The sequence below is a fragment of the Corallococcus sp. CA041A genome (assembly GCF_003612075.1).
Taxonomy (GTDB): domain Bacteria; phylum Myxococcota; class Myxococcia; order Myxococcales; family Myxococcaceae; genus Corallococcus; species Corallococcus exiguus.
This window is the reverse complement of sequence record NZ_RAWF01000505.1, coordinates 1-2,179: the sequence shown is the minus strand read 5'-3', so window position 1 is coordinate 2,179 and position 2,179 is coordinate 1. Positions and strand designations below refer to the sequence as shown.

The 2,179-nt window shown below is 68.7% G+C and carries 2 protein-coding genes; both read left to right on the top strand.

The window, feature by feature from the left end:
• The coding region (locus D7V77_RS41690; RefSeq protein ID WP_120581693.1) for an Hsp70 family protein at positions 1 to 1,834 on the top strand (1,834 nt) is incomplete at its 5' end.
• A gap of 101 nt (positions 1,835 to 1,935) precedes the next feature.
• On the top strand, positions 1,936 to 2,179 hold a 244-nt coding region (locus D7V77_RS41685), incomplete at its 3' end, for an AMP-binding protein (protein WP_147452348.1).

Below are 2,179 nucleotides of genomic sequence, written 5' to 3'. Positions count from 1 at the left end.
CATCCGGGCCGTGGCCGCGGTCCCCGGCGCCTCGGCCCGGATGGACTCCCCGGCCGCTGCCGCCGCGCCCGCGCTGGAGATGGTGACGGATGCCGCGCTGGGGCTGACCATCGACGAGCCGCCCCGGACGGGGCCGGTGATTGGCATCGACCTGGGGACGACGAACTCGTGCGCCGCGTTCGTGCGCGGCAACAAGCCCGGGGTGTTGCCCAGCCGCGAGGGCCACAACACGGTGCCCTCCATCCTCGCGTTCAACCAGCGCGGCAAGCTGGTGGTGGGCCACCCCGCGAAGGGGCAGATGCTCACCAACCCGCGCCAGACGGTGTACGGCGCCAAGCGGCTGGTGGGCCGGCCGTACGCGTCGCCCATCGTGGGGCAGATCAAGGGCCGCTTTCACTACGAGATCGCCGCGGGCCAGGCCGGCGAGGCGGCGGTGCGGCTGGGTGACCGCATCTATTCGCTCCAGCAGATCTCCGCGCTGATCCTCCGCGAAGTGCGTGAGGTGGCGCAGAACCAGCTGGGCCAGATCATCTCGCGAGCGGTCATCACGGTGCCCGCCTACTACAACGACAACCAGCGGCACGCGGTGCGCGAGGCGGGCAAGCTCGCGGGCCTGTACGTGGAGCGCATCCTCAACGAGCCCACGGCGGCGGCGCTGGCGTACGGCTACGGCAAGAAGCTCAACCAGCGCGTGCTGGTGTACGACCTGGGTGGCGGCACGTTCGACGCGTCGGTGCTGGAGCTGCACGACACCGTCTACGAGGTGATCTCCACCGGCGGCGACACGTTCCTGGGCGGCATCGACTTCGACAACGCCATCGTGGAGTACCTCCTGGAGGAGTTCCAGCGGCAGACGGGCCGCGCCTTCCAGGGGGACCGGGTGGCCCTGCAGCGCATCAACGACGCGGCGGAGCGGGCGAAGTGCGCCCTGTCCGAGCGCTCCGAGATGCGGGTGCACGTGGCCTTCATCACGATGATCGACAACAAGCCGTACGACCTGGACGTCACGCTCACGCGGCAGAAGTTGATCGCCCTGACGGAGGGGCTGGTGGACCGCACGGTCCAGGTCTGCGAGGAGGTTCTCCAGGCCAAGGGGCTGAAGCCCACGGACATCGACGAGGTGATCCTCGTCGGTGGGCAGAGCCGCTTCCCGCTGGTGCACGAGAAGATCACGAAGTTCTTCGGCCGGCCGCCCAGCAAGGGCGTGCACCCGGACGAGGCCGTGGCGCTGGGCGCGGCGCTCCTGGCGCACAGCCTGGGACAGATGGAAGGCGTGGTGCTCATCGACGTGCTGCCCATGGCCATTGGCGTGGGGCTGCCGGGTGGGCGCTTCAAGCCGGTGCTGGAGCGCAACGTGTCGCTGCCGGCGGCCAAGAGCTACACGCTCTCCACGCACCGGGACGGACAGACGGAGCTGGAGCTCACCGTCTTCCAGGGCGACTCCGACCGCGCGCAGGACAATGAATACCTGGGCACGCTGCGGCTCGCGGGCCTGCCGAAGAAGCCTCGCGGCGCGGTGCAGGTGTCGGTGACGTTCGAGGTGAACAACGAATCGCTGCTCAAGGTGACCGCGAAGGAAGGCACCACGGGGCGCGAGGTCGTCAGCACGTTCACTACCCGTGATACGCCGGAGTCGGTGAAGGCTCGGCTGGCGCAGGAGGAGCCCGCTCCGGCGCCGGTGCCTCCGGTCGTGACACCGGGAAACGCGGCTCCGGCGGCGCGCAAGGTGGCGGCGGCTCCGCCCGTTGTTCAGGAGGCGGCGCCGGACGTCGCTATCGTGTCAAAGCAGAAAGGTTTCATGGGGTGGTTGAAGGGGCTGTTCGGCCGCGCCTGAGGGCAAGGCCTCCCGTGATTCATTACCGGGGGTGTCTACGGGATTGAGCAGTCGGGCTGCTATGAAGTGTCGAAATTTTTCGACACTTGGACGGCCCCCCCGTGACCGACCTCTCTCAATGCCTTCCTGGCGTACTGCTGAAGCTTGCCCAAAATCCGTCCGCCCGGGCGCCCCTCTACACATTCCTGGGTGATGACGGTGAAGAGACCGTGTGGAGTGCGTCCGACCTGGACGTGCGAGCACGGCGGATTGCCTCCGCGCTGCGAGAGCGAGGCGCGCAAGGCGAGCGCGTGCTGCTGCTGTACCCGCCGGGGCTGGACTACATCGCGGGCTTCTTCGGCTGCT